At 70.7% G+C, this 26,480-nt stretch carries 26 protein-coding genes and 1 riboswitch; of the genes, 13 read left to right on the top strand and 13 right to left on the bottom strand.

The window, feature by feature from the left end; genetic code table 11:
* Positions 1–70: 70 nt before the first annotated feature.
* Together LZ495_RS29010 and LZ495_RS29005 are read right to left on the bottom strand one after the other, a co-directional pair.
* Positions 71–1,372, bottom strand: a complete 1,302-nt coding sequence (locus tag LZ495_RS29010; RefSeq protein ID WP_235055973.1) for an NYN domain-containing protein — start codon at positions 1,370–1,372, stop codon at positions 71–73.
* Positions 1,373–2,028: 656 nt separating this feature from the next.
* Complete coding sequence (locus LZ495_RS29005; protein WP_235055898.1) at positions 2,029–2,289, bottom strand: hypothetical protein; 261 nt, start codon at positions 2,287–2,289, stop codon at positions 2,029–2,031.
* A 148-nt stretch (positions 2,290–2,437) separates the two neighbouring features.
* Between LZ495_RS29005 and LZ495_RS29000 the strand changes: the two genes are divergently transcribed.
* The 3 genes from LZ495_RS29000 to LZ495_RS28990 are packed head-to-tail and all read left to right on the top strand — an operon-like array spanning position 2,438 to position 4,442.
* Positions 2,438–3,196: an exonuclease domain-containing protein gene (locus tag LZ495_RS29000; protein WP_235055897.1), complete on the top strand. Its 759-nt coding sequence runs from the start codon at positions 2,438–2,440 to the stop codon at positions 3,194–3,196.
* A gap of 50 nt (positions 3,197–3,246) precedes the next feature.
* On the top strand, positions 3,247–4,104 hold the full coding sequence (locus LZ495_RS28995; protein ID WP_235055896.1) for a rhomboid family intramembrane serine protease: 858 nt from the start codon (positions 3,247–3,249) through the stop codon (positions 4,102–4,104).
* A 47-nt stretch (positions 4,105–4,151) separates the two neighbouring features.
* Positions 4,152–4,442, top strand: coding sequence for an Lrp/AsnC family transcriptional regulator (locus tag LZ495_RS28990; RefSeq protein WP_235055895.1), 291 nt, complete (start codon positions 4,152–4,154; stop codon positions 4,440–4,442).
* Positions 4,443–4,450: 8 nt separating this feature from the next.
* Here the strand turns inward: LZ495_RS28990 and LZ495_RS28985 are convergent, their stop codons facing one another.
* The 4 genes from LZ495_RS28985 to LZ495_RS28970 all read right to left on the bottom strand — a co-directional run bounded on the left by LZ495_RS28985 (position 4,451) and on the right by LZ495_RS28970 (position 8,407).
* On the bottom strand, positions 4,451–5,881 hold the full coding sequence (locus tag LZ495_RS28985) for an aminotransferase class V-fold PLP-dependent enzyme (protein ID WP_235055894.1): 1,431 nt from the start codon (positions 5,879–5,881) through the stop codon (positions 4,451–4,453).
* Positions 5,882–5,928: 47 nt separating this feature from the next.
* Positions 5,929–6,045, bottom strand: a riboswitch (SAM riboswitch).
* A 183-nt stretch (positions 6,046–6,228) separates the two neighbouring features.
* Complete coding sequence (gene trpD / locus LZ495_RS28980) at positions 6,229–7,308, bottom strand: anthranilate phosphoribosyltransferase (protein ID WP_235055972.1); 1,080 nt, start codon at positions 7,306–7,308, stop codon at positions 6,229–6,231.
* A gap of 107 nt (positions 7,309–7,415) precedes the next feature.
* A complete protein-coding gene (locus LZ495_RS28975; RefSeq protein ID WP_235055893.1) occupies positions 7,416–7,835 on the bottom strand; it encodes a response regulator in 420 nt (139 codons plus the stop codon).
* Positions 7,836–7,999: 164 nt separating this feature from the next.
* The gene (locus LZ495_RS28970) at positions 8,000–8,407 is read right to left on the bottom strand and encodes a hypothetical protein (protein WP_235055892.1); all 408 of its coding nucleotides are present in this window, start codon (positions 8,405–8,407) and stop codon (positions 8,000–8,002) included.
* Positions 8,408–8,766: 359 nt separating this feature from the next.
* Here LZ495_RS28970 and ctaE point away from each other — a divergent pair, with 359 nt between their 5' ends.
* The 6 genes from ctaE to LZ495_RS28940 all read left to right on the top strand — a co-directional run bounded on the left by ctaE (position 8,767) and on the right by LZ495_RS28940 (position 14,726).
* Positions 8,767–9,384 (top strand): aa3-type cytochrome oxidase subunit III, encoded by a 618-nt coding sequence (gene ctaE / locus LZ495_RS28965; RefSeq protein ID WP_235055891.1) that lies wholly within the window; start codon positions 8,767–8,769, stop codon positions 9,382–9,384.
* Between the two features lie 51 nt (positions 9,385–9,435).
* The gene (gene qcrC / locus LZ495_RS28960) at positions 9,436–10,254 is read left to right on the top strand and encodes a cytochrome bc1 complex diheme cytochrome c subunit (protein WP_235055890.1); all 819 of its coding nucleotides are present in this window, start codon (positions 9,436–9,438) and stop codon (positions 10,252–10,254) included.
* 14 nt (positions 10,255–10,268) lie between these two features.
* The gene (gene qcrA / locus LZ495_RS28955; RefSeq protein ID WP_235055889.1) at positions 10,269–11,327 is read left to right on the top strand and encodes a cytochrome bc1 complex Rieske iron-sulfur subunit; all 1,059 of its coding nucleotides are present in this window, start codon (positions 10,269–10,271) and stop codon (positions 11,325–11,327) included.
* Positions 11,327–12,961: a cytochrome bc1 complex cytochrome b subunit gene (gene qcrB / locus LZ495_RS28950; protein WP_235055888.1), complete on the top strand. Its 1,635-nt coding sequence runs from the start codon at positions 11,327–11,329 to the stop codon at positions 12,959–12,961. Before qcrA ends, qcrB begins: the two co-directional genes overlap by 1 nt.
* 105 nt (positions 12,962–13,066) lie before the next feature.
* The gene (locus LZ495_RS28945) at positions 13,067–13,756 is read left to right on the top strand and encodes a SigE family RNA polymerase sigma factor (RefSeq protein ID WP_308268657.1); all 690 of its coding nucleotides are present in this window, start codon (positions 13,067–13,069) and stop codon (positions 13,754–13,756) included.
* Positions 13,757–13,790: 34 nt separating this feature from the next.
* The gene (locus LZ495_RS28940) at positions 13,791–14,726 is read left to right on the top strand and encodes a hypothetical protein (RefSeq protein WP_235055887.1); all 936 of its coding nucleotides are present in this window, start codon (positions 13,791–13,793) and stop codon (positions 14,724–14,726) included.
* 79 nt (positions 14,727–14,805) lie between these two features.
* On the opposite strand, the gene LZ495_RS28935 is transcribed toward LZ495_RS28940, so the two are convergent.
* The 5 genes from LZ495_RS28935 to ctaC form a co-directional block, all read right to left on the bottom strand.
* Entirely contained in the window at positions 14,806–16,050 is a 1,245-nt protein-coding gene (locus LZ495_RS28935) for a L,D-transpeptidase (protein ID WP_235055886.1), read from the bottom strand.
* Between the two features lie 98 nt (positions 16,051–16,148).
* Positions 16,149–17,420 (bottom strand): L,D-transpeptidase, encoded by a 1,272-nt coding sequence (locus LZ495_RS28930; RefSeq protein ID WP_235055885.1) that lies wholly within the window; start codon positions 17,418–17,420, stop codon positions 16,149–16,151.
* Between the two features lie 250 nt (positions 17,421–17,670).
* On the bottom strand, positions 17,671–18,069 hold the full coding sequence (locus LZ495_RS28925) for a cytochrome c oxidase subunit 4 (RefSeq protein ID WP_308268656.1): 399 nt from the start codon (positions 18,067–18,069) through the stop codon (positions 17,671–17,673).
* A complete protein-coding gene (gene ctaD, locus LZ495_RS28920; RefSeq protein WP_235055884.1) occupies positions 18,066–19,775 on the bottom strand; it encodes an aa3-type cytochrome oxidase subunit I in 1,710 nt (569 codons plus the stop codon). The genes LZ495_RS28925 and ctaD overlap by 4 nt, the downstream gene beginning before the upstream one ends.
* Positions 19,772–20,665 carry an aa3-type cytochrome oxidase subunit II gene (ctaC, locus tag LZ495_RS28915; RefSeq protein WP_235055883.1) on the bottom strand — a complete coding sequence of 298 codons (894 nt, stop codon included), beginning with the start codon at positions 20,663–20,665 and terminating at the stop codon, positions 19,772–19,774. The genes ctaD and ctaC overlap by 4 nt, the downstream gene beginning before the upstream one ends.
* Positions 20,666–20,897: 232 nt before the next feature.
* On the opposite strand from ctaC, the gene LZ495_RS28910 reads away from it, so the two are divergent.
* A complete protein-coding gene (locus tag LZ495_RS28910) occupies positions 20,898–22,385 on the top strand; it encodes a cysteine desulfurase/sulfurtransferase TusA family protein (RefSeq protein ID WP_235055882.1) in 1,488 nt (495 codons plus the stop codon).
* An 86-nt stretch (positions 22,386–22,471) separates the two neighbouring features.
* Here the strand turns inward: LZ495_RS28910 and LZ495_RS28905 are convergent, their stop codons facing one another.
* Positions 22,472–23,449: a carbohydrate kinase family protein gene (locus LZ495_RS28905; RefSeq protein WP_235055881.1), complete on the bottom strand. Its 978-nt coding sequence runs from the start codon at positions 23,447–23,449 to the stop codon at positions 22,472–22,474.
* Positions 23,450–23,746: 297 nt separating this feature from the next.
* Between LZ495_RS28905 and LZ495_RS28900 the strand changes: the two genes are divergently transcribed.
* On the top strand, positions 23,747–23,980 hold the full coding sequence (locus LZ495_RS28900) for a hypothetical protein (protein ID WP_235055880.1): 234 nt from the start codon (positions 23,747–23,749) through the stop codon (positions 23,978–23,980).
* Between the two features lie 96 nt (positions 23,981–24,076).
* On the opposite strand, the gene LZ495_RS28895 is transcribed toward LZ495_RS28900, so the two are convergent.
* A complete protein-coding gene (locus LZ495_RS28895; protein ID WP_235055879.1) occupies positions 24,077–24,427 on the bottom strand; it encodes a HesB/IscA family protein in 351 nt (116 codons plus the stop codon).
* Between the two features lie 220 nt (positions 24,428–24,647).
* Between LZ495_RS28895 and nadA the strand changes: the two genes are divergently transcribed.
* The gene (nadA, locus tag LZ495_RS28890) at positions 24,648–25,841 is read left to right on the top strand and encodes a quinolinate synthase NadA (RefSeq protein ID WP_235055878.1); all 1,194 of its coding nucleotides are present in this window, start codon (positions 24,648–24,650) and stop codon (positions 25,839–25,841) included.
* 162 nt (positions 25,842–26,003) lie between these two features.
* Entirely contained in the window at positions 26,004–26,441 is a 438-nt protein-coding gene (locus LZ495_RS28885; protein WP_235055877.1) for a hypothetical protein, read from the top strand.
* Positions 26,442–26,480: the final 39 nt, after the last annotated feature.

Genomic DNA, 26,480 nt, shown 5'->3' with positions numbered 1-26,480 from the left:
GGCCCGCGAAAGAGCTCGCGGGAAGAGCTCGCGGAACAGCTCGCAGAAAGGGGCGCGGACGACGCGGCGGTCAGCCGCGGGCGAGGCGGCGCAGCAGCATGGTCGACGGCACCGGGCGCGCCCCGGCCCGGCGTACGCCGTCGGCCACTTCGCGGTCCGACGACACCACGATGACCACCCGGCCCGGGGGTTCGGCCCGCACCAGGCGGCGGATCAGCTCGTCGGCGGTCTCCCCCGCCTTGCTGAACCGCACCCGCACGCCGCGCGGCGGCGCGAGCAGCACCGGTGCGTCGAGCTGCGCGCCGTCGAAGACGCAGGTGATCTCCGCGCCGGTCTGCGCGGCGATGACCGCCAGTCCGCCGAGGAGCCGCACCCGCTGCTCCGACAACGCGAGCGAGGGGTAACCGGTCTTGGTGACGTTGTAGCCGTCGATCACCAGGTGCGCCTGCGGCAGGCTCAGCAACTGGTCGAGGACCGCCGGGTCGTCGCCCTCCAGGGCGCGCTTGGCGATGTCCTTCGGGCTGGCGCCCTCGGGCGCGACCGCGTCCACGGTGTCCGCGGGGCGGATGTCGACCGGTGGCAGCGCCAGTTCGCGGCGCAGCCCCTGCGCGGCCTCCAGGACGGTGTCCAGGAGCAGGCGTACCCGGGTGTCCTCCATGCTGCGGCCCTCGCGCGCGGCCCGGCGGCTGGCCTCGAGTGCCGACTCCGCCTCGGTGACGCGCGTGCGCAGCCGCCGCGTCTCCTTGTCCGCGGCGGCGATGGCCGCCTGCGCCTCGGCTCGTACCGCGGCGAGTTCGGACAGCGCGTTCTTGGCTTCCTTCTCGGCGTGCTTGGCACCGCCCTGCAGGCCGCGCACCTGGCGGCGCAGCTGCTCGGTCTCCTTGCGGGCCTCGTCGAGTTCGGTGCGCAGCCGCTCCTGCTCGGCGCGCGCGGTGGCGCGCAGCGTGCCCAGCTCGGATTCGAGGCGGTCGACGACCGCGGCGGCCTCGGCACCCGCCCGGTCCTGGGCGGCCTTCTCGGCGGCCTGGCCCGCGGTGTCCAGCAGTGCGGTCCAGCCGCGCGGCCGCAGCAGGTACGCGGCGGCGGCGACATCCAGCGGATCCGCGGCGGCGGGCGGGCGGCCCGCGTCCAACGCGGCCGCGAGGTCGGGGAGTCCGCGCCGCAGACGCTCCGCTATGCGCTGCCGGAACACCGGGTCGTTCTCCAGGACGCCGGCCAGCGGGGTGGCCGCCAGCTTGGCCCGGCGGGACGGCGTGAAGCGGGCGAACTGGCGCAGCGGGACGGGGATCTCGTCGGCCGTCATGGCCCCGAGCCCGTCCGCGGCCAGGGCGATCACCCGCTGGCGCACACCGTCCGGCAGCGGCCCTTGCAGGCCTTCGGCGGTGTCGTCGTGCTCATCCCCGTGCCCGCCGCCGTCCGAAGCAGCACCGTCCGCATCGGCATCAGTCGAGTCGGGGCCGGCCGATGCGGTGTCGCCGGCCGCATCTGCGGCGCGCGCACCGTCGGCCGCGGGATCCGCCGCCGCGCCGTTCGACGCGCTGCGGGCCGCGCTGCCGGACGACTCCGCGCCGTCGCCTTGGGCTTCGGCCTCCTGGTCGCCCGGGGCACCGGGGGCGGAACTGCCGTCCGCACCCGCTGCACCGGTTCCGGGTGCGCTGTCGGCCGCAGTGCCGCTGCGGGGCGGGGTGTAGGAACCTGCGGTCGGCGGGGTCCAGCTCGGCCCGGTCGTCCAGGAGCCGGCGGGCTCGGGCGCGGACGCGGCGGAGCCGCGGGCCAGGTAGCCCGGCTCGGCACGTGTGTCCGACTCGCCCACTGCTCCTCCGGTTCCGTCGCCGCCCGGTCTCCCCGCCCGGCTCGCCACTGCTCCTGATCATGGCCTGCCCGCCCGGAGGGGCGGACACGCCTCCCCGGGCCGATGCCGAAAAGATGCACAACCCGGCCCGCAAGCGTGCCGCGTCGCGTACGGCGTCCGCCACCCCAAAAGTGCCACATCGTGCGGACAGCCTGCGGCCGGGCGGCGCCGCGGTGCTACTCGGCGGGCGTGTCGTCCTTCTCGTCGGCGTCCGGGCGCGGCACCAGCTGCACCGAGTCGGTGGCCTGGCACCAGCGGCAGCGGACCGACTCGATGGTGTCCTCCAGCACCTCGCGCTCGTCCACCCGGGGCTCACCCGCGAGGTCGAGGTGGACGAACTCCACCGCCCGGGTCGTCCGGGTCACGTCGAACCGCGTCAGGTTGCCGCACAGCGAGCAGCGCCACCGGGTCGCCTCGGTGGGGGCCGGAATCGACATGCACGTTCCTCTTCTTCTGGATGCTGCGGGGGGGAATTCCTCGGGACCCCGGTCAGGGGTCGCACACCATCATCCCGCGCCGCGCGAGGGCGGCCGTCCGGGAGGGGTGCCCGCACCGGTGTCAGGGCGGATCCGTACCGTCCCTGCCATGAGCATCCACGGGTCCGGACCACCGGTGCACGTCCCTGAGGCACACCCCGTGCCCGGAGCGGGGGCGGGTGATGCGGCTGCGCCGGGGTCCGGCGTACCCGCGGCGGACAGTACCGTTCCGGCGCACGCGGCGCGAAACGCGTCCGGCCGGTGGGACCACGGCACGCCGCTGGACCGGCAGGTGTTCGTGGTCGTCGACCTGGAGACGACCGGGCTGTCCGCGGAGGCGGACCGCATCACCGAGATAGCCGCGGTGCGGCTGCGCGGCAGCGACGTGCTGGGCGAGTTCGCCACGCTGGTCGCCCCGGGTGTGCCGGTGCCGGCGTTCATCACCGCGCTGACCGGCATCTCGGACGCGATGCTGGCGGACGCCCCGCCGCTGCACCACGTGCTGCCCGCATTCCACGAATTCGCCCGGGACGCGGTCCTGGTGGCGCACAACGCGCCGTTCGACATCGGCTTCCTGCGGGCCGCGTGCGCGGCGTGCGGCGAGCCGTGGCCGCACCTGGTCGTGGTGGACACGCTGGAGCTGGCCCGGGCGCTGGTCTCGCGGGGCGAGGTGGCGAACTACAAACTGGGCACCCTGGCCAGGTTGTTCGACGCGCCGCAGCCCGCGGTGCACCGCGCCGCGGCGGATGCCCGCGCGACCGCGCACATCCTGCGCTCCCTCATCGCGCGCCTGCAGCGCGCGGGCGTGCACGACCTGTCCGGTCTGCTCCGGTGCACCGGCCATCCGGGTGAACCACAGGCAGTCTGAAGGGGGCAATCACCGGGGTACGAACCGGGCGTCGGCTGACTATTGATGCCATGTTGATCCCCGTGCACGACGCCAACCCGGTCCGCCGCACCCCGGTGGTCACTTATGCGTTGATCGCACTCAACGTGGTGATCTTCCTGCTCAGTCCGCTGTCCGGCTTCGGCAGCCGGTACGACAGCCCGGAATCCCGGGTCTGCGCGGAGAACGGCTACTACTACGAGTACGGCGCGATCCCGCGCGAACTGGTCGGCGGCGGCCCGCGCGTCGACCCGCCCGAGGTGGTGGCCACCGACCGCGGCCCGGTGCGCTGCAAGGTCGTGCCCGATCCCGACAAGATCCCGGCGCTTTCCGTGCTGTTCGCGATGTTCATGCACGGCGGCTGGGTGCATCTGATCGGGAACATGCTCTATCTGTACGTCTTCGGCAACAACGTCGAGGACCGCATGGGCCGCGGGCATTTCGCGCTCTTCTATCTGGCCGCCGGTTATCTGGCCACGTACGGGTTCGCCTTGCTCAATCCGGGTTCGGTGCAGCCGCTGGTCGGCGCGTCCGGGGCGATCGCCGCGGTGCTCGGCGCGTATCTCTACCTCTATCCCAAGGCCCGGGTCACCAGCCTGGTCCCGCTGCTCCTCTTCCTCCCGCTGCGCTTCCCGGCCTGGGCGGTCCTGGGCTTCTACTTCGTGCTGCAGTGGCTGTACTTCCAGGGCCTCGGGGTGAGCGGCGACGCCAATGTGGCCTACTCCGCGCACTTGGTCGGCTTCGCCTCCGGGTTCGCCTACACCTGGGCGCTGTACGGCCGCCGCAAGAGCGGCCGCGGCCCGGCGGGGCCGGCCGGCCCCGCGGATCCGCAGCCGTACCCGCACACGCTGCCGCCCGCCCCGGTCATCCCGCCGACCCCGCCGGGATAGGCTCTGGATCCCGGACCGCACCGCCCCGCCGAGGAGAGGCCTCCGCTGTGATCACCGCGATCGTGCACGTCAAGGCCGCCGTCGACCGCATCCCCGAGATCGCCGAAGCGATCACGGCCATCGACGCGGTCACCGAGGTCTATTCGGTCACCGGTGGCGAGTTCGACCTCGTGGCGATGGTCCGGGTCCGCGAGCACGACCAGCTCGCCGACGCGATCCCGGGGCAGCTGAACAAGGTCCCCGGCGTGCTGCACACCGCGACCCACATCGCGTTCCGCACATACTCCAAGCACGACCTCGAGGCCGCGTTCGCGATCGGCCTGGACGACGGCTTCTAGAGCACCCGTCAGATCAGGCCCGCGACCGAGGCGGGTCCGCGGGGGTCCGACTCGGGCACGCAGCGGCCGCCGTCGGTGCGGTACGTCCACTTCGCACCGCGGCGCACCAGTTCGCGCACCGCGCCGACGAACCGGTCGAGGTGCTCCTCGGGCGTGCCCGCACCGAAGCTGACCCGGATCGCGTTGAGGTTCTGCTCGCCGGCCGGGGCGTCCGGCGCGCCGCACTCGGTCGGCGCGTCGTCCCGGCCGCCGAGCAGCCGGCGCACCAGCGGGTGCGCGCAGAACAGCCCGTCGCGGACCCCGATGCCGTACTCCGCGGACAGCGCGGCGGCGAACCGCGAGCTGTTCCAGCCCTCCACCACGAACGACACCACCGACACGCGCGCCGCGCCGGGGCCGAACAGGTCCAGCGTGCGCACCTCGGGGATGTCCGCGAGGCCGGCGCGCAGCCGGGCCAGGAGGGCGTCCTCGCGCGCCGCGAGGGCGTCGAGTCCGGCCTCGGTGAGCGCGCGGCAGGCCGAGGCGATCGCGTACGCCCCGATGACGTTGGGCGAGCCGGCCTCGTGCCGGGCCGAACCGGTGTTCCACTCCACCGCGTCGGCGGTGACCGACTTGCTGGCGCCGCCGCCCGCGAGGTACGGCTCGGCGTCCGCGAGCCAGTCGCCGCGGCCGGCCAGCACGCCGGCCCCGAACGGCGCGTAGAGCTTGTGGCCGGAGAAGGCCACCCAGTCGACGTCCAGACCGGTGAGCGAGACCGGGTGGTGCGGGGCGAGCTGCGCGGCGTCCAGCACGATGCGGGCGCCGTGCCGGTGCGCGGTCGCGGCCAGTTCGCGGACCGGGAACAGCTCGCCGGTGACGTTGGACGCGCCGGTCACGCACACCAGGCGCGGGCCGTCGGCGGGTGCGGCGGCGAGCGCGGCGTCCAGGGTGGCGACGGCCTCGGCGTGGCTGCCGGGGGCGGGCAGGTGGGTCACCTCGGCGGTGCGGCGCCAGGGCAGCAGTGCGGCGTGGTGCTCGGTCTCGAAGACGAACACCCGGGTGCCGGCCGGGAGTGCGGCGGCCAGCAGATTGAGCGAGTCGGTGGTGCCGCGGGTGAACAGGACGACGTCGTCGGCACGGGCGCCGAGGTAGGACGCGACGGTCTTGCGGCTCGACTCGTACAGGTCGGTGGACAGCTGCGAGAGGTAGCCGGCGCCGCGGTGCACGCTGCCGTAGTACGGCAGGTAGGCGGAGACGTCGTCCCAGACCCGCTGCAGACAGGGCGCGCTGGCCGCGTAGTCGAGGGCGGCGTATTCGACCTCGCCGCCGGTGACCAGCGGGACGCGGACGTCGCGGCCGACGACGGCGAGCGGGGCGTCCGGGCGGGAGGTTCCGGCGGGGGCCGCAGCCGCGGTCGGGGCGGTCTCGGCGGCAGCGGGGGCGAAGGCGACAGCGGTCATGGCAGCTCTCCAGGGACAGGGACCCCGGGTACCGATGACCGGAAGGAGGTCCGCGCTTGCCGGAGCGCCTCATGGCGTCCGGCCTGGTCATCACCCGGGGCACCCCACCGCGGAGGAGGGTTGCCGGACAGCAAGCCGGGGCCAAAACGCTGTCACTCGTGACCTGGAAGGAATTATTACCGCACGATCGACGGTCTCTCAACATGGATATTCGACGTATCAGCATGTGAGACGGCAGGCAAAAGCCCGCGGCCGGGCACCGGCTTCCGCCCGGCGCCCGGCCGCGGGCCACCGCCAAATCCCGTGCGGCGCCCGGCCGGACGCCGCACGTGCCGGGCCTGTCGGCGTCAGCCGAAGGCGCGCGTCGTCTCGACCCAGCGCTCCAGCGCGGCCTGCGCCTTGCCCGAGTCGACCGCGTCCGCGGCCCGCTCGATGCCCGCGGCCAGCTGTTCGCTCAGCGGGCCCTCGCCGGGGCCGAGCGCCACGAGGGCGGCCGCCGAGTTGAGCAGCACCGCGTCGCGCACCGGCCCGCGCTCGCCGGCCAGCAGCTTCCGGGCCACGTCCGCGTTGTACGCCGCGTCCCCGCCGCGCAGCGCCTCGATGGGCACCAGCGCGATCCCGAAGTCCCGGGGGTCGACCTGGTCTTCGCGGACCTCGCCGTCGCGCACGACCCACACCTTCGAGGTGGTGGTGATGGTGAGCTCGTCGAGCCCGTCGTCGCCGCGGAACACCAGCGCCGAGGTGCCGCGCCGGGCCAGCACGCCGGCCATCAGCGGGGCCATCCGGGCATCCGCGACGCCGATCGCGGTGTGCGGGGCCCGGGCCGGGTTGGTCAGCGGGCCGAGGATGTTGAACGTGGTCTGCACGCCGAGTTCGCGGCGGGCCTGCGCGGCGTGCCGCAGCGCGGGGTGGAAGCGCTGCGCGAAGCACAGCGTGACGCCGGCCTCCACCGCGGTGCGGGCCACCTGATCGGGGGTCAGGTCGAGCGAGACGCCGAGCGCCTCCAGCACGTCGGCGGCCCCGCTCGCGGACGACGCCGCGCGGTTGCCGTGCTTGACCACGGTGGCCCCGGTGCCCGCGACGACGATCGCGGACATCGTGGAGATGTTCACGGTCCGCGCGCGGTCGCCGCCGGTGCCGACGATGTCCACGATCGGACCCGGCACCTCGATGGTCACGGCATGCGCGTACATGGCCTCGACCAGGCCGGCGACCTCGTCGACGGTCTCGCCCTTGGCGCGCAGCGCGACGACGAACGCGGCGATCTGCACCGGCGTCGCATCGCCGCTCATGATCTGGTCCATCGCCCAGGCGGTGGTGCCCGCGTCGAGGTCCTCGCCGCGCATCAAGGAGGTCAGGACGTCCGGCCAGGAACGGCCCTGCCCGGAGGTGGTGCTGCTCACCGCTGCCGAGGCCGAGGCGCCCATGGTCCGCTCCCGCATGTCGAGTCCGTCAGGTCGGACTCAGCGTAGCCGCGCGCGGCAAGCCGGTTCCGGCATGTCCGAGGCGTGAGAGGCGTGCGCAGGCCGACCGGTCAGGAGACCGGCACGCGGGCCGCGGCGCGCTTGCGCAGCAGGTCCGCGGCCGCGGCGGCAAGCGTCACCGGGTCGAGCGGGTGCGACACGACCGCATCCGCGCGGCACCAGGTGGCCAGCCATGCGTCCTGCGGGCGGCCGACCAGGACCAGCACCGGAGGGCAGCGGTAGATCTCGTCCTTGAGCTGGCGGCAGATGCCCATGCCGCCGGCCGGGGCCGCCTCGCCGTCGAGGATGACGAGGTCGATGCCGCCCTTGTCCATCTTCCCGATGACGGCGGGCTCGGTGGCGCACTCGAAGTACTCCACGCGCGGGGCGTCGGCGGCGGGCCGCCGTCCGAGCGCGAGCGTGACCTTCTCGCGGGTGTTGCGGTCATCGCTGTACACGAGGACGGTCATGGTGTCGCCGCTGTGCGCCATTGCCACCTGCCCTGGTCGTCAAGCCGGATGTGATCCGCGTTACAACATCGCGGATGCTACTCCCTTTGATCGACGGCCTCCAAGCTCTTGATCGACGCAGCAGACCCGGAACCGCGCCGGAACCGGGCCGCGATCGGCCCGCGGCCGGTCCGCACCGCTCCGCGTCAGGGCCGCCCGAGCAGCCGCCAGCCCTCGGCGTCGCCGCCGAGGCGCTGCGCGAGGCCGGCCATGCGGCTGCGCTCGCGGGCCAATTCGAGGGCTGTCACCTTCTGCTGCCGGTCCGCGTGGGTCGCGCCGCCGGGTCCGGCAGCGAGCGTCCAGCCGTCGGGGGCGAGCAGCCGGGCCGCCTCGGCGACCGCGTCGGCATCCGGCAGGCGCAGGACATGACGCAGGATCAGGGGCCGGCCCTCGACCACCACGCCGGCCTCGGCCAGCTCGCCGAGCACCGCGGAGTCCGCGCGGGCCGGGTCGAAGCACTCGCCGACCACGACCAGGGTGCCGTCGTCGACGAGCGGGGGTTCGGGGGTGCCGCGCTTGCGGCGGAAGATCTTGCCGATGCCTGCCAGAGCCATGCAGGGGACGCTACCCCTCTGTCTCTGCGACTCCTTGTGCACCTCGTTCGGCCCAACCGCCGGGAGCCGTGTCGCAGAATCACCCGTTCGGGTCGGTCCCCCTACCGAGTCCTTTCCGTACGCTCTGCGGAAGCACCGTCGGTCGCCCCGCGCGAATTGCGCAGGGAAGATCGCGGAATTGCCGCGGCACCCGTTCGGACCTGTGCTTCTTCGCCTGAAAGAGCGTCAGGGACAGTCTCCGCCGAGCGTCTTGCCGGGCCCGTTTGGCCGAATCCCGAGCGCCGGGAACACCGCCCCGAGTTAGACACGTTCACCGAAGGATGCCCCCCGGAGCGCGGGCTGATCCGGCGACCGCAATAATGGCGGCCGTGGCGACAGCAACTGCAGTAGAAACCGGGCATGCACACGGGACGGTCGACCGTCCCAACTTGGTCAGCATCGGCACGATCGTCTGGTTGGCGTCGGAGCTGATGTTCTTCGCGGCCCTCTTCGCGATGTACTTCACGATCCGGTCGGTCCAGGGACCCGAGATCTGGGAACAGGGCACGGAGATGCTCAACATCCCGTTCTCGTCGGTGAACACCACGATCCTGGTGCTCTCCTCCCTGACCTGCCAGCTGGGCGTCTTCGCCGCGGAGCGCGGGGACGTCAAGAAGCTGCGCATGTGGTTCGTGATCACCTTCGTGATGGGCGCGATCTTCATCGGCGGGCAGGTGATGGAGTACACCGAGCTGGTCAAGGAAGGCCTGACGCTTTCCTCGTCGGCCTACGGCTCGGTCTTCTACCTGACGACCGGCTTCCACGGCATGCACGTGACCGGCGGCCTCATTGCGTTCCTCCTGGTTCTCGGGCGGACGTATGCGGCCAAGCGGTTCACCCACGAGCAGGCCACGAGCGCGATCGTCGTCTCGTACTACTGGCACTTCGTCGATGTGGTGTGGATCGGGCTTTTCGCCACGATCTACCTCATCAAGTAGACGCGGCATCTCGTCCCACTCGACAACCGACGAAACCAACCGAGGTTTTTGGTGAAGAAGCTCTCCGCACGACGGCGCCATCCCCTGGCGGCGCTCGTCGTCCTACTCTTCGCGCTCGCGGCGACCGGGGGGCTGTACGCCGCGTTCGCGCCCGCCAAGCCCGCACAGGCCGAAGGCGCTGCGACCGCCCTCTCCGACATCGAAGAGGGCAAGAAGCTGTACCTGAGCGGTTGTTCCAGCTGCCACGGCCTCAACGGCCAGGGCAGCAGCGACGGCCCGTCCCTCGTGGGCGTCGGTGCCGCGGCGGTCGACTTCCAGGTCATGACCGGCCGCATGCCGATGCAGCAGCAGGGCCCGCAGGCCCCGCGCAAGCCCGTGGTGTTCACGCAGGAGCAGTCGGACCAGCTCGGTGCGTTCATCGCCTCCCTCGGTGCCGGCCCGGCCGTGCCCCGCGAGGAGGACTACGCGCTCGAAGAGGGCAACAACGCGATGATCGCGGAGGGCGGCGAGCTCTTCCGCACCAACTGCTCGCAGTGCCACAACTTCGCCGGTGAAGGCGGTGCCCTCCCGGACGGCAAGTTCGCGCCGTCGCTGGTGGACGTGGACCCGAAGCACATCTACGAGGCCATGCTCACCGGCCCGCAGAACATGCCGTCGTTCCCCGACACGATCATGCCGCCGGAGCAGAAGAAGGCCATCGTCACCTACATCACCGGTGTGACGAAGGACGAGCCGAACCCGGGTGGTCTCGGACTCGGCCGCCTCGGCCCGGTCTCCGAGGGTCTGTTCGTGTGGATCTTCGGGCTCGGCTTCCTGATCGCCGCCGCCATCTGGATCGCTGCCCGCACCCCCAAGGCCAGGACCAAGTGAGTAGCAACCACGACATGTCAGAAGAGAAGCTGCCGGCGGCGCACGCCCCGGCCGGTACTCTCGACCCGTTCGCCGACCCGGGTCTGCCGGAGCACGAGCCGCGTCGCACGGACATCGACGAGAAGGCCGCCAAGCGCGCCGAGCGCCAGGTGTCCCTGCTGTTCGTGATCTCGATGCTGGCCACCGTCGGCTTCATCGCGTCGTACGTCACGATCGACAAGTACCGGATCGTCGACCTCTTCTTCTTCGGGAAGATCGGCGCGCTGAACCTCGCGCTCGGCGTCACGCTGGGCATCGCGCTGTTCTGCATCGGCGCCGGCGCGGTCCACTGGGCCCGCACGCTGATGACCGACGAGGAGATCGTCCAGGAGCGCCACGAGCTCAAGTCCTCCCCGGAGGACCGCGAGGCGGGCATCCGGGAGTTCCAGCAGGGCGCTGCCGACTCGGGCATCGGCCGCCGGCCGCTCATCCGCCGCACGATGATCGGCGCCATGGCGCTGGTCCCGCTGTCCGGTGTGGTGCTGCTGCGCGACCTCGGACCGCTGCCGGGCAACAAGCTGCGGCACACCTTCTGGGGCCGCAAGGGTCCCGAGGGCCGCACGGTGATCATCAACGAGAACACCGGCAAGCCGCTCAAGCCGGACCACATCATCAAGGGCTCGCTCACCATGGCGAAGCCCGAGGGTCTGAACCAGGAGACCGAGGACCACCAGCCCAACGAGCACTACCTTGCCGAGATGGGCAAGGCGGTGATCCTGCTGGTCCGCCTCGAGCCGGACGAGATCAAGTCCAAGAAGCAGCTCGAGTGGTCCTACCAGGGCATCGTGGCGTACTCGAAGATCTGCACCCACGTGGGCTGCCCGATCGGCCTGTACGAGCAGCAGACGCACCACCTGCTGTGCCCGTGCCACCAGTCGACCTTCGACCTCGCGGACGACGGCGCGGTCGTCTTCGGCCCGGCGGCGCGCTCGCTGCCGCAGCTGAAGATCACCGTGAACGAGTCGACCGGCTTCCTCGAGGCCGTCGGCGACTTCGCCGAACCCGTCGGCCCGAGCTTCTGGGAGCGTGGCTGATGTCGAACGCGCACTCCAACAAGGCGACGGGTCCGATCCCGGACAACGCCGCCACCAAGACCGCGGACTACTTCGACGAGCGCCTGGGCATCTACGGCGCCGCGAAGAAGAACCTCCGCAAGGTCTTCCCGGACCACTGGTCCTTCATGCTCGGTGAAGTGGCGCTGTACAGCTTCATCATCATCCTGCTGACCGGCGTCTGGCTGACGCTGTTCTTCAAGCCGAGCATGACCGAGGTCGTCTACGACGGCTCGTACGTGCCGCTGCAGGGCATCCACATGTCCGAGGCGTACGCGTCGACGCTGGACATCAGCTTCGACATCCGCGGTGGTCTGGCGATCCGTCAGATCCACCACTGGGCGGCGCTGATCTTCGTGTCGTCGCTGTTCGTGCACATGTTCCGGATCTTCTTCACCGGTGCATTCCGCAAGCCCCGCGAGATGAACTGGCTGTTCGGGTTCCTCCTGCTGGTGCTGGCGATGGTGAACGGCTTCACCGGCTACTCGCTCCCGGACGACCTGCTCTCCGGTACGGGTCTGCGCATCGCGGAAGGCGTGGTCCTCGCGATTCCGCTGGTCGGCACCTACCTGCAGTTCTTCCTGTTCGGCGGGGAGTTCCCGGGTACGGACATCGTGCCGCGCCTGTTCACCATCCACGTGCTGCTGGTGCCCGCGATCATGGTCGGCCTGCTGACCGTCCACCTGATCCTGGTCTTCTACCACAAGCACACGCAGTTCCCGGGTGCCGGACGCACCGAGAAGAACGTGGTCGGCCTGCCCCTGCTGCCGGTCTACACCGCGAAGGCGGGCGGCTTCTTCTTCATCGTCTTCGGCATCACCGCGGCGCTGGGCGGCCTGGTCCAGATCAACCCGATCTGGTCGTACGGCCCCTACCACCCGGGGCAGATCACCGCGGGCTCGCAGCCCGACTGGTACATCGGCTTCCTCGAAGGCTCCCTGCGCATCATGCCGAACTGGGAGACCAACCTGTGGGGCCACACGATCAGCTGGAACGTGCTGATCCCGTCCCTCGTGGTGCCCGGCGTGATGTTCACCTTCATCGCCGCCTACCCCTGGCTCGAGGCCTGGGTCACCGGCGACAAGCGTGAGCACCACCTGCTGGACCGGCCGCGCAACGTGCCGGTGCGTACCGGCCTCGGTGCCGCGTGGATCGCGATGTACCTGGTCCTGTGGATCGGCGGTGGCAACGACATCATCGCCACCCACTTCCACTTGTCGATCAACTCGATCACGTGGACGATGCGGGTCCTGTTCTTCGTGGCTCCGGTACTGGCCTTCGTGGTCGCCCGCCGGATCGCGATGGCCCTGCAGCGCCGCGACAAGGACAAGGTCCTGCACGGCCGCGAGACCGGCATCATCAAGAAGCTGCCGCACGGCGAGTTCATCGAGGTGCACGAGCCCCTCGACGCCGAGCGCCTGCACTTCCTGACCTCGCACGAGCAGCCCACCCCGGCCGCTCTGCCGCCCGCCGTCGACGAGAACGGCGTCGCCCGCAAGCTCAAGCCGGGCGAGAAGCTCCGCGTGCGCCTGTCGCGCTGGTACTTCGACGAGAAGGTCGAGAAGCCGACCGCAGAGGAATACAAGGAGATCACGAGCGGCCACGGCCACCACTGATCGCCGCTGAACCACCTCGCTGACGCCACATCAGCAACAGAGGGCCCCGCCGGATTTCCGGCGGGGCCCTCCGCGTTTTCCGGACACTGCCCAAGGGGGCGTGACATGCCCGGGCGGCCCCGCGTGCTCATGACGACAGCAGACGCCGACGGAGACGGGGAAGCGATGCAGCGCGAGCACACGAGAGGCGGGGACGTGGCCGTCGCCGACGACCCCGGCGGTCCACCGGAGGAGTCCGCGGCCGGCGGCGGGGCCGGGGCGTTGCAGCCGGGCGGAGGGGCGGCGCGGGCCGAGTTCGACGCCTTCTACGCCGCCACGGCGCGCCGGATGACCGGTGCGGTGTACGCGCTCACCGGGAACCTGGCGGACGCCGAGGACGCCGTCCAGGAGGCGTACGCCCGGGCCTGGGCGCGCTGGGCGCGGATCCAGGCCGGCGGCGACCCGGCGGCCTGGGTGCGGGTCGTGGCGCAGCGCCTGGCGGTCAGTTCGTGGCGCAAGGCCCGCAACCGCCTCCGGGCGCACGCGCGGCACGGCTCCCCCGCGGCGGCCGCGGAGCTGGGACCGGACCACGTGGCGATGGTGGCGGCACTGCAGAAGCTGCCGAAGGACCAGCGGCGCGTGGTGGTGCTCTTCCACCTCTACGACCTGCCCGCCGAGGCCGTGGCCCGCGAAGTCGGCTGCTCGGAGGGAGCGGTGCGGACCCGGCTGTACCGGGCCCGCCAGGCGCTCGCCCGGGACCTGGGCGAGGCGCCGGAGCCCGAGCCCGAGCCGGGCGGTCGCCGTGCCGCCCGCTGACGACCGTCGTCCGACCATGGCAGGAGACACGAACATGACCGAGGATCTGGACCGGCGCCTGCGCGCGCTGGTCGAGGACGTGCAGCCGCTGGTGGTGCTCGCCCCCGCGGAGAAGACCCGCACGCGCGGCACCCGGCACCGGATGCGGCAGCGGGCCGCCGCCGGGGCCGCGGCGCTGGCCGTGCTCGGCGCCGTCGTCGCGAGCACCGCGGTGTTCGGCGCGGACGACGGCAAAGCCGACCGGGCGGCGGCGGATTCGCCCGCCTCGTGCCCGCCGGGATTCGCCCGGATGACCGGAGGGCCCGGCACGGCCCAGCCCGGCCCCGGCGGTTCGATCCCGCCGCTGTCCACCAAGGGGCAGCCCGCGGCGGGCAGCAGGTTCCCCTGCAGCTATCAGCGGGGCGGCACGGACGGACCGCTGTCCGCCAAGGCACTGGCCCTCACGGACCTGCCCGGACTGCCGGGCCGCAGCTGGCACCTGCCGGACGGCGACCGGGGCACCTGGACCGGTCCCGTCAAGGACGCGCAGCCCGGCGGCTACTGCACCCCCGCACTCACCCAGCCGCCGCTGGCGGATCCGATCGCCAACCTCGGCCTTGCCCCCGACACCGTCACCGAGGTCACGCGCTACGAGTCGAAAGCCGGGCCGGGGGACTTCATGCCCGCCCTGATCGAGACGACGTTCCAGGCCCCCAGCGAGGCGGAAGCCGCCCGCGTGGTCGCAGAGTTCGCGGCCGGCCTGGCCAACTGCGCCACGGCGCAGCCGGGCTCGGTGAGCACCCGCATCTCCGCGACGGAAGACGCCCAGCTGTGGCAGTGGAACCACGGCGACGACAGCTACCGGGGCTACCAGGGATTCGGCCGCAGCGGGCGCACCGTGGTGCTTCTGCACGTCATCGGCAACTCCCCGGGCGACGCAGCGGTGACCCCTGAGGTGCTGGCGACCGCGATCTCCCGAGCGGCCGGCTGATCCCGCCTCCTCGGCGCCGCCGGCCCGCGGCAAGCCCCTGCGCACCCGCGCAGGGGCTTGCCGCGTGCCGGACCGCCGCTCAGCCGGCCGCGGGTGCCCCGGTGGTGACCGCTCCGGACGCGCTGCCCTGGAGCCATTCCTCCCACGGCACGTTCCACTCGCCGTAGCCGTTGCCGATGCGCTCCATGCTCTTGCTGCTGCCGGTGTTGACGACGTTGACCACGTCGCCGACGCCGACCACGCCGAAGAACCAGCGGGCGTTGTCGGTGCTCATGCCCACGCAGCCGTGGCTGACGTTGGCGCGGCCCTGGGAGCCGACCGACCAGGGTGCGGCGTGCAGGTACTCGCCGCTCCAGGTGACCCGGGCGGCCCAGTAGACGTCGAGCCGGTACGACTCGGAACTGCCTTCCGAGATGCCCACGGTGGTGCCGTCCATCAGGACGTGCTCCTCTTTGCCGAGGATTACCTTGGTGCCGGCCCGCGTGGTGAAGCCGGGCTTGCCGGTGGTGACCGGCACGGTCTTGAGGACCTCGCCGTTGCGGGTGACGGTCATCTGGTGGGCCGCGGAGTCGACGGTGGCCACGACCGCGGAGCCGACCGTGAAGTCCGTGGCGGTGCCGGAACCGCCGTACACGCCCTTGCCCATGGGCAGCGCGTAGAGGTCGCCGGAGACGGACACCTTGGTGTCGGCGGGCCAGAACGTCTTGGGGCGGAAGCGGACGGTCTTGGCATCGATCCAGGACCACGCGCCCTCGACGGGGGTGGAGGTGGCGACGACGAGGCGCTTCTCGACCGCGGCGCGGACCGCGGGGTCCTCGATCTTCTGGTCGAACTCGACGCTGACCGGCATCCCGACGCCGACCGTGGCGCCCTTCTCGGGGATCACCTTGGCGACGCTGACGAGCGTCTCCGGGGTGGCCGTGGTGAAGGACGAGGTGCCGGTGGCGGTGAGCCCGTGGCCGTCGACCGCGGTGGCCTGCACGGTGTACTTGGTGCCGTACTTGAGCGGCCCCGAGCTGTGCCAGGAGGCGCCGCCGGGGCTGAGCTTGCCGGGGACCGCCGTGCCGTCCGCGGCGGCCAGGGTGACCGCGGAGAGCACGCCGCCGCCGGAGCCCACCGTGACCACGCTCTCCGGCGCCACGGTGGCGCTGCCGTCGAGCGGGGTCATGGTGAAGCGGGCGGTGCTGACCGTCGGCTTGGGGGCCGGCTTGGCGGCCTCGCTGCCGAAGAACTGGCAACCGCCCAGCGCCAGGACCAGGGCGGTCGCGGCAGCCGGGCGGAGCAGTCGCCGGGGGCGGCCGATGGAATCCGTGATGACGCGCACCCGGAACCTCCCGCATCAGGTGAGCACTGTCTGATCAAGTGTCACCTGATGCGGTCAGAAACGATCGGCTATGCACCCATTAGGGACGAAATATCACACTATTGAGCGGCAGGAGTGGCGGACACGCCGGGAGTACCCCCTGCAGGGGCGGTCAGGGCGCTGCCCTTCACCCAGGTGTCCCAGTCCAGGCTCCAGCCGCCGAAGCCGTTGCCGGCCTTGATCTTCTTCTCGGTGCCGTTGATCACCTCGACGACGTCGCCGGCGCCGACCATGTCGTAGAAGATCTTGGCGTTCGCGGTGCTCATGCCGATGCAGCCGTGGCTGTCGTTCTGCCGGCCGAACTTGCCCTCGTTCCACGGCGCGGCGTGCGCGTAGGTGCCGGAGGCGGAGAGGTGCACGGCGAACCGGACGTTGTCCACCGCGTACGCGTTGCCCAGGCCCACGGTCTCGGAGTTCATGTCGATGCCGTCGACCTTGTCCATCACGACCATCGTGCCGGTCCAGGTCGGGAACTGCGGCCCGCCCGCGGAGATCGGCAGCGTGTGGACGACCTCGCCGTTCTTCTTGACCGTCATCTGCTTGGACTTGAGGTCCGCGGTCGCCACGATCGAGTCGTCGATCGTGAAGGTGCCGCCGCGGTTCTGCGTGCCGTACGTGCCGTCCGCCGCCTTGGCGCCGGCCAGGTTGGCCGCCCAGGTCACCTTGGTGCCCGGCTTCCAGTACTCCTTGGGCCGGTAGTCGATGCGGTCGCTGCCGTCCAGGTCGGTGAGCCAGCTCCAGGAGCCCTCGACGGCCGGCTCGGCGACCACGCTGAGGTTGCGCTCGACCGCGGCCTTGTCCTTGACCGACTTGTTGAACTTCAGCGAGATGATCGCGCCGACGCCCAGCTTGTCGCCGTCGTCGGAGTCCGGCTTGTAGGAGTACTCGAAGGTCTTCCCGGCCGCAATGGTGGTGAAGCTGCTGTTCGCGGTGACCTCGGCGCCGTCCGCGTTGGCCGCCTTCGCGGCGACCGTGTACTTGGTGTTGTTGGCCAGCGGCGCCTTGGGCGTCCACTTGGCGCCGTCCGTCGACGTGTTGCCCTCGACGGCCTTGCCCTTGGGGTCCGCGACCTGCACCGACAGGACCTTGCCGCCGGTCGCGGTGACGGTGAGCGCGCCGTCGGTCTCGACCGACTTGGCACCGTCGGCCGGGCTGATGACGAGGCCCGCGGGCGCCGCCGGCACCTTGTTCTTGCCGCCCCCGCCGCCCGCCTGGTCGGCGGACGCGCCGCCGGTCCCCTTCGGGGTCTCCTTGCCGCCCGACGAAGAACATCCCGTCAGAAGTACCAAAGGTACGACGAGCAGTCCTGCGGCCAGCCTGGCGGCCCCCATGCGCGATGTCCCAGATATACGGGGCACGCGATCCCTCCCTCATGCTTGCGCAGTCCTGCTGCGAACCGTATGCGCTGTGTGTGACGCCCCCTCAGCGCGCGGGGTTCCCGGTCCTGGAGACAGTCACACAACAGTGACAACTCCCGGCTCCGGAGCGGGTCTCGACCCGATTGGTCCAACAATGACCCGAATGCACGAAGCCGGCCACCCAGACGGGTGACCGGCCTCGCTGTACCGCTTGTTCAAGCGATCACTGGTTGGCGTTCTCTCCGCGGTAGTACTCGAAGACCCACGCGAACACGCCGATACCGACGATCGGGGCGGCGAAGTAGCAGAGCCACCACCCGAAGATGACACCGAGGAACATGAGCGACGTACCCGACGCCAGCATGAGCGGAGCCCAGCTGTGCGGGCTGAAGAAGCCCAGGTCGCCCGCGTCGTCCGCGACGTCGCCGACCTCGTTGTCCTGCGGGAGCAGATCGCTGCGCCGCGCGGTGAACCAGAGGTAGTAGCCGATCATGATCGACAGGCCGAAGGCCAGGGCCAGGGCCGTCGTTCCGGTCGGGTCCTCGGAGAGCACCCAGTAGATGATCGTGACGGGCAGCAGGAAGATCGCCACCAGCGTCATCAGCGCACCGGTGAACTTCACCGCTCACCGTCCTTGCTCGCCGAGACGGCCTGCCTGTCGTCGCCCAGGTAGTCCAGGGCGGCGATCTCCGGGTGGTGGAGGTCGAAGGCCGGCGATTCCGAACGGATGCGCGGCATCGACGTGAAGTTGTGCCGCGGCGGCGGGCAGGACGTCGCCCATTCGAGCGAACGGCCGTAGCCCCACGGGTCGTCCACGGTGATCTTCTTGCCGTACTTGTGCGTCTTCCACACGTTGTAGAGGAACGGCAGGATCGACAGGCCGAGCAGGAACGACCCGATGGTCGACACCATGTTCAGGGACGTGTAGCCGTCCGATTCCATGTAGTCCGCGTAGCGCCGCGGCATGCCCTCCGCGCCCAGCCAGTGCTGCACCAGGAACGTGGTGTGGAAGCCGATGAACAGCGTCCAGAAGGTGATCTTGCCGAGCCGCTCGTCCAGCATCTTGCCGGTGAACTTCGGCCACCAGAAGTGGAAGCCGGCGAACATCGCGAACACGACGGTGCCGAAGACCACGTAGTGGAAGTGCGCGACGACGAAGTACGTGTCGGACACCGCGAAGTCCAGCGGCGGCGAGGCCAGGATGACGCCGGTGAGACCACCGAAGACGAAGGTCACCAGGAAGCCGATGGTCCACAGCATCGGTGTCTCGAAGGACAGCGAGCCGCGCCACATCGTGCCGATCCAGTTGAAGAACTTCACCCCGGTGGGCACCGCGATGAGGAACGTCATGAAGGAGAAGAACGGCAGCAGGACCGAGCCGGTCACGAACATGTGGTGCGCCCACACCGTGACGGACAGACCCGCGATCGCGATGGTCGCGCCGATCAGGCCCTTGTAGCCGAACATCGGCTTGCGGGCGAAGACCGGGATGACCTCGGAGACGATGCCGAAGAACGGCAGCGCGATGATGTACACCTCTGGGTGTCCGAAGAACCAGAAGAGGTGCTGCCACAGGATCGGTCCGCCGTTGGCCGGATCGAAGATGTGGGTACCGAACTTGCGGTCCGCCTCCAGCGCGAAGAGCGCGGCGGCCAGGACCGGGAACGCCATGAGGACCAGGATCGAGGTCAGCAGGACGTTCCAGCAGAAGATCGACATCCGGAACATCGTCAGACCGGGCGCCCGCATCGCGATGATCGTCGTGATGAAGTTGACCGCACCGAGGATGGTGCCGAAGCCGGACATCGCCAGGCCCATGATCCACATGTCGGCGCCGATGCCCGGCGAGCGGACCGAGTCCGACAGCGGGGCGTACGCGAACCAGCCGAAGTCCGCCGCACCCTGCGGGGTGAGGAAGCCGGCCACCGCGATGATCGAGCCGAACAGGTAGAGCCAGTACGCGAACATGTTCAGCCGCGGGAACGCCACGTCGGGCGCGCCGATCTGCAGCGGCATGATCCAGTTCGTGAAACCGGCGAACAGCGGCGTCGCGAACATCAGCAGCATGATCGTGCCGTGCATCGTGAACGCCTGGTTGAACTGCTCGTTCGACATCACCTGCGTGCCCGGGCGGGCCAGCTCGGCGCGCATGACGAGCGCCAGGACGCCGCCGATGCAGAAGAAGACGAACGAGGTGATGAGGTACAGGCTGCCGATGGTCTTGTGGTCAGTGGTCGTCATCCACTTGACCACCGCGTTGCCGGGGGACTTGCGACGCACCCCCGCCGCGCCCACCGCCACGCTCTGTGGCTCGTTGAGGATGGTCACTTTTCACTTCCCGCGTGCTCGGCGTTCTCAGGAGTGGCCGGCATGTTGATCTGGCTGCGGATAGCGCCGTCGTTCCCCTTGGCCTTCAGCGCGGCGAGGCGCGCCTGGTACTCCTCGGGGGTGACGATCTTCACGTAGAAGAGCATGCGGGAGTGGTCGGCACCGCACAGTTCCGCGCACTTGCCGTCGTAGGTGCCCAGGACCTCGGGCGTGATCTCGAACTTGTTCGTCTTGCCGGGGATGACGTCCAACTTGTAGAGGAACGACGGCACGTAGAACGAGTGGATCACGTCCGGCGAGTTCAGTTCGAACTGCACCTTCTGCCCCTGGGGCAGGTAGAGCGTGGGACGTTCGCCCGGAGTTCCGACGTCGTAGACCGCACCGGTCTTGTTCGCCGGACCTTCCTTGTAGTTGAACGCCCAGCTCCACTGGAAGCCGACGACCTCGATGACGTTCACCGAGGCGTACGCCTCGGTGCCCGGCTTGGTCGTCTTCTGCAGCTCGGTCTCGTCACGAGCGGTGAAGTAGAAGAAGACCGCGATGATGATGCCGGGGATCACCGTGTACAGGACCTCCAGGGGGAGGTTGTACCGGGTCTGCGGCGGGATCTCCTGCTTCGTGCGGCTGCGCCGGTGGAACACGATGCTCCACAGGATGAGCCCCCACACCACTACGCCGACGATGAGGGCTGCGATCCAAGAGCCCTGCCAGAGTGAGAGAACCCTGTGGCCCTGCTCGGTCGCCGGGTTCGGCAGTCCGAGTCTGGGCAGATCCTTGGAGTCGACGGAGCAGCCGGTGGCGGTCACAGTGACGAGGCCCAGAGCCAGCAGCTGCGGCACCCTGCGCCGCATCCAGCGCCGCGGCGAGCGGTCGGAGCCGTAGGGACTCACGTAGCGCCTTCCCGAATGTCTCGCCCATGAGGCCGGTCTCCCCGGGAACTTCGTCCCCCGGTCGTCCGTCGCACGGGCAGGTTTGGATGTTTCTGCGGGGCAACCCTACTGGAGCGGTATTCGGGTCGCGCGCCGAGGTCCGGTGTGGCGGAAAAGAGGAATGTGACGCGCCGTCCGATCGAGTGAACAAGCCGGTTCACGCGATCCGTCAGAGGCGGACTACCGTCCCCTTATGGCGTACTTCGACGCGGCCTCCGCGGAACCCCTCCACCCCGCCGCACGGGCGGCGTTCCTCAGTGCGCTGGAGGAGGGCTGGGCGGATCCCGCCCGGCAGTACCACGACGGCCGCCGCGCCCGCCTGCTGCTCGATGCCGCACGTGAGACGGTCGCGACGGTGCTCGGCGCGCGCCCGGACGAGGTGGCGTTCACCGGATCGGGCACCCAGGCAGTCCAGTTGGCGCTCCTCGGCACGCTCGCCGGCCGGCGCCGGGTCGGCGCGCATGCGGTGGTGAGCGCGGTGGAACACTCCTCGGTCCTGCACGCCGCGGAGCAGCACGAGGCGCGCGGCGGGGAAATCACCCGGACGGTGGTGGACCGTACGGGGCGCGTCGACCTCGCGGCACTGGAAAATGATCTACGGGCCGACACCGCGGCAGTCGCGCTGCAGAGCGCGAACCACGAAGTCGGCACACTTCAGCCGGTCGCCGAAGCCGCCGATTTGTGTGCTGCCCGGGGTATTCCGCTGATTGTCGACGCCGCACAATCGGTCGGGCGTGTCGCCGTTCCGGACGGCTGGTCGGTGCTCGCCGCCAGCGCACATAAATGGGGCGGTCCCGCGGGCGTCGGGGTCCTCGTCGTGAAAAAGGGCACACGATATGCCTCGCCGCTGCCTTACGACGAACGCGAGGCGCGCCGCGTGCCGGGCTTCGTCAACGTGCCCGCGATCGTCGCGGCCGCGGTCGCACTCGGCGCGGTGGCCACCGGCGGCGACGACGAGAACCGCAGGCTGGCCGGACTGGTCGACAAGATCCGCACCCGGGTGCCGCAGACCGTGCCGGACGTCGAAGTGGTCGGCGACCCGGTCGCGCGCCTCCCCCACCTGGTGACGTTCTCCTGCCTGTACGTGGACGGCGAGGCGCTGCTGACCGCGCTGGACCGGGCCGGGTTCGCGGTCTCGTCCGGCTCGTCGTGCACGTCCTCGACCCTGACGCCCAGTCATGTGCTGGCGGCGATGGGGGTGTTGTCGCAGGGCAACGTGCGGGTGTCGCTGCCGCACGGGACGCCGGCCGCGGAGGTGGACCGGTTCCTCGCGGTGCTGCCCGGGATCGTGGCGGACCTGCGGGCGGTCACCGGGGTGACGCCCGGCGTGCTGCCATCCGCGGCCGGCACTGCGGCGGACTCCGCCATCGCGGACTCCGCCATCGCAGACTCCCCCATGCCGGAATCCGCTGAGCCGGGCACCGGCGAGCAGGGCTCCGGCGAACCCGGCTCCCCCGCACTCGTCCTGGACACCCTGGGCCGCCGCTGCCCGATCCCGGTGATCGAACTCGCCAAGCACATCGGAGAGGTGCCGCCCGGCGCGCTGGTCGCGGTGCTCTCCGACGACGAGGCGGCCCGGCTCGACGTGCCGGCCTGGTGCGAGATGACCGGCCACGCATACGCGGGTGAACGCCCGTCCCCGGAGGGCGGGGTCGCCTACCTGGTCCGCCGCACCTCCTGACCCCGGTCCGGACGCAGCAGAGCGGGGCCGGTCCGCACGTACGCGGCCCGGCCCCGCCCGGCAGGATCACCCGAACGGGTCCGGCGTCACACCTTGAGGTTCGCGTCGACCTCGTTCGCGGCCTCCTGGCCGTACGTCTCGGCGAAGCGCTCCAGGAACGGCACGCGGCGCAGCGTGTACTCCTGGGTGCCGACCGTCTCGATCACGAGCGTGGCCAGCATGCAGCCGACCTGCGCGGAGCGCTCCAGGCCCAGGCCCCACGACAGGCCGGCCAGGAATCCGGCCCGGAACGCGTCCCCGACGCCGGTCGGGTCGGCCTTCTTCTTCTCCTGCGCGCAGCCGACCGTGATGGTCGGCTCGCCGCGCTGCTCGATGCGCACGCCCTTGGGGCCGAGCGTGGTGATCCGGATGCCGACCCGGTCCAGGATCTCCTCCGCGGACCAGCCGGTCTTCTCCTCGATGAGGGCGGCCTCGTACTCGTTGGTGAACAGGTACGCGGCGCCGTCGACCAGGCTGCGGATGTCGTGCTTGCCCATCCGGGCCAGCTGCTGCGAGGGGTCCGCGGCGAAGGTGTAGCCGCGCTCCCGGCACTCCTCGCTGTGCCGGATCATCGCCTGCGGGTCGTTCGCGGCGATGACGACCAGGTCCAGGCCGCCGACGCGCTCCGCGATCGGGCGCAGCTCGATCTCCCGGGCCTCGCTCATCGCGCCGGTGTAGAAGGACGCGATCTGGTTGTGGTCCTCGTCGGTGGTGCACAGGAAGCGCGCGGTGTGGTGCGTCTCCGAGATGTGCACCGACTGGGTGTCCACCCGGTGCCGGTCGAGCCACGACCGGTAGTCGGTGAAGTCCGCACCCGCGGCGCCGACGAGGATCGGCTCCAGGCCGAGGCAGCCCATGCCGAACGCGATGTTGGGGGCGCAGCCGCCCCGGCGGACGTCGAGGGTGTCGACGAGGAACGACAGCGAGACCCGGTGCAGCTCCTCGGGGAGGAGCTGGTCGGCGAAGCGGCCGGGAAAGGTCATCAGGTGGTCGGTGGCGATCGACCCCGTCACGGCGATGCGCACGGGTGGCTCCTGGGATGAGGGGCGGGCGGCCGCCCCCGACGCATCCGGGCCCTGCCGGTCCGGACGGGATCCGGGACGCACCGGAACCCGCCCACGGTACCCGCCGCACTGGTCGGTGCGGTAAGCGGCAGGCCGGTGGCGGTTCCGCCGCCGGCCGGCAGCCGGTCCCCAGCCGGTCCGCAAAGCGGATGAAACTACCCGTGAGTAGACGGTGCGGTCACCCTGCGTGCGATCTAGGCTGAGGGCGCGCCCCCGACTTTGAGGCTTTCGGGGGAGTAACCACCCAAGGAGCCCTATATGTCCGCCAGGTCCGCCCACGTCGACCCCGTCCGCTCGTACCTCCCGCCCAAGGCCGAGGCCGAGTCGATGGCCGAGCTGCGCGGCGACTGCGCCCGCATCGACGTCTCGTGGACGACCCCGCACACCACCCGCCCGCTGCCCGCCGAGCCGTTCTCGCTCACCGCCCCCGCGGTCGAGGTGCCGGCCCGCGGCGCCGCGCTGGTGGCCGGCCTCGCCGAGTTCGGCGACTGACCGGCGACACCCCCCGCCCCAAAACCCGCGCCGCCAGCCCCCCTCCGGGCACTGCCGCCGCAGACGTTTTGCACCGGGCCGCGCGGCCCGGACCGCTCAGCTGAACGAGTCGCCGCACGCGCAAGAGCCGGCCGCGTTCGGGTTGTCGATCGTGAAGCCCTGCTTCTCGATGGTGTCGACGAAGTCGATCGTCGCGCCGCCGAGGTACGGGACGCTCATGCGGTCGGTGACGACGCGGACGCCGCCGAACTCCTGCACGGAGTCGCCGTCGAGCGAGCGCTCGTCGAAGTAGAGCTGGTAACGCATACCGGAACAGCCGCCCGGCTGCACCTGGACACGCAGCGCGAGGTCGTCGCGCCCCTCCTGCTCGAGCAGGGCCTTGACCTTGGCCGCGGCCTCATCGGTGAGGATGACGCCACTGGTCGTGGTCTCGTCCTTGACCGTCATCTGGATGCTCCCACGTGATGGTTCGGTGCTGGATACGGCTATCACCGTCCGCAACGAACGGTGCCCTGGTTTCTATTCCAGGCCCGATCCGTTCATGGTCGCATACCGCGCCACGTGCCGGGACGGCCCCGGCATTGTGACCCGCGTCGCGTGCCGCCCCCCGCTCTCGTCAATCCGACGACATCAAGGTAAGATACATAGTGTCAGATAGACGAAAAGGATGTGCGACGTGACGGCCACGAACGATCTGGACCTGCCCCCGGGCGTCGAGGCGACCCCGCTCGCCCTGCTCATGCTGGGCCGCGGCGCCGACCCGTACAGCGAGCGCGGCGTCGAGTGCCCCGGCGACCTGCCGAACCCGGCCGACCCCACGCTGGTCGCGCGCGCCCGCGCCGCCAAGGAGAAGCTCGGCGACTCGGTCTTCATCCTGGGCCACCACTACCAGCGCGACGAGGTCATCCAGTTCGCCGACGTGACGGGCGACTCGTTCAAGCTGGCCCGCGAGGCCGCGGCCCGCCCGGACGCGCCGTACATCGTCTTCTGCGGCGTGCACTTCATGGCGGAGAGCGCCGACATCCTGACCAACGACGCCCAGCAGGTGATCCTGCCGGACCTCGCGGCGGGCTGCTCGATGGCCGACATGGCGACCTACGACCAGGTCGAGGAGTGCTGGGACGTCCTGGCCGACGCCGGCATAGCCGACGTGACGGTCCCCGTCTCGTACATGAACTCCTCGGCCGACATCAAGGCCTTCACCGGCCGCCACAACGGCACGATCTGCACCTCCTCCAACGCCAAGCGCGCCCTGGAGTGGGCCTTCGAGCAGGGCGAGAAGGTCCTGTTCATGCCGGACCAGCACCTCGGCCGCAACACCGCGGTCCTGGAGATGGGCTTCTCGCTCGACGACTGCGTCGTCTACAACCCGCACAAGCCGAACGGCGGCGTCACCGCCGACCAGCTGCGCGCCGCGAAGATGATCCTGTGGCGCGGCCACTGCTCGGTGCACGGCCGCTTCAGCGTCGACTCGGTGGACGACGTCCGCGCCCGCATCCCCGGCGTCAACGTCCTCGTGCACCCGGAGTGCAAGCACGAGGTCGTCACGGCCGCGGACTACGTCGGCTCGACCGAATACATCATCAAGGCCCTCGACGCCGCCGAGCCCGGCAGCGCCTGGGCCATCGGCACCGAGCTCAACCTGGTCCGCCGCCTGGCCGCCGCGCACCCGGACAAGCAGGTCGTCTTCCTCGACAAGACCGTCTGCTTCTGCTCGACCATGAACCGCATCGACCTGCCGCACCTCGTGTGGGCGCTGGAATCCCTGGTGGACGGCAAGGTCGTCAACCGCATCCAGGTCGACGCCGACACCGAGAAGTACGCCAAGCAGGCCCTCGACCAGATGCTGGCCCTGCCGTAGCCCTGCTGTGGCCCCACTGCACCGCCCCACCACTCCTGCCGCCCGCATTCCCCCCGCGGGCGGCAGGTACTTTTGCCGACAGCCGGTGTTCAGCATTGTCGGATGAGCACGTTGTGTAGTCATTCGACTGCACAGCGGAGTTCCCGCGGCTAGTCTGCCGCCATGACATCGACCGGTGACATTCCTGAGCCCCACGACGAAGCCGAAGACGGCGGCTGGACCGACGAGCAGGCCGAGGCGGTGCGTCAGGGGATAGTCGAACTCTGCGTCCGGCAGCCCGAGTTCCTCGGGACGCTGCTGCGCGAGGCGGGCGTCGACATCGGCGACACCGCCAATGTCCGGGTGGAGGTGGTCCGCATCGAAGCGCCCGCCGGGGTTCCGGAGCTGGCCGCGCCGGGCGTCGAGGAGCTGTTCATCGACGGGGCCGTGTACGGGATGCGCGACGCGCTCCTCACCATGATGACGGTGCGCGAACTGAGCCTGTCCCCCGCCCAGTACGCGCACGTGCACGGCAGCCGGGACCGCCGCGAGCTGCAGAACTGGATCATCCGCGCGGCGGCCGCCGAACCGGGCGACGACGTCATCGGGCCCGCCTCCTGAGGACCCCGCCGAAAAATTCTTTCGAAGAAGGTCCGCGGG

Source organism: Yinghuangia soli (assembly GCF_021502675.1).
In the GTDB taxonomy this organism is placed as follows: domain Bacteria; phylum Actinomycetota; class Actinomycetes; order Streptomycetales; family Streptomycetaceae; genus Yinghuangia; species Yinghuangia soli.
The sequence above is the reverse complement of the archived record's forward strand: the minus strand, read 5'-3'. Positions and strand labels throughout refer to the sequence as shown.